This window comes from Xenorhabdus santafensis (assembly GCF_033949405.1).
Lineage (GTDB): Bacteria > Pseudomonadota > Gammaproteobacteria > Enterobacterales > Enterobacteriaceae > Xenorhabdus > Xenorhabdus santafensis.
In genome coordinates this window covers 1-345 of record NZ_VCDN01000310.1, presented here as the reverse complement: position 1 = coordinate 345, position 345 = coordinate 1, and the positions used below count along the sequence as shown (strand labels likewise).

The window sequence follows — 345 nt, the reverse complement described above, 5'->3', positions numbered from 1 at the left end:
TGGAAGCAAAGACAAAAACAATTGAAATCTATTTGCCTCCTAAGAAAGATGCAGGAAAAGTGTTACAAGGCGAGCTGCAAGATCAAGTAAAAGAACTTGTATCGTTGCTCCATACAGAAGCGAAAGTGATCTAATAAAATACGAAATTATATATGCAGGAGGGAAAATCTATGGCTCGTAAAGTATTAGTAATGGGTGAAGTTCGTGATGGATCGCTACGTAACGTTTCTTTTGAAGCGGTAGCAGCAGCAAAAACAATTGCAGAAGGCGGTGAAGTAGTAGGTCTTCTAATTGGAGACAGCGTTGCCTCTTTTGCAAATGAATTGATTCATTACGGTGCAGATC

The 345-nt window shown here is 39.4% G+C and carries 1 pseudogene; it reads left to right on the top strand.

The features are described 5' to 3' along the window. Positions 1–170: 170 nt before the first annotated feature. A pseudogene (locus FE392_RS22610) lies at positions 171–345 on the top strand (hypothetical protein); the annotation flags it as partial.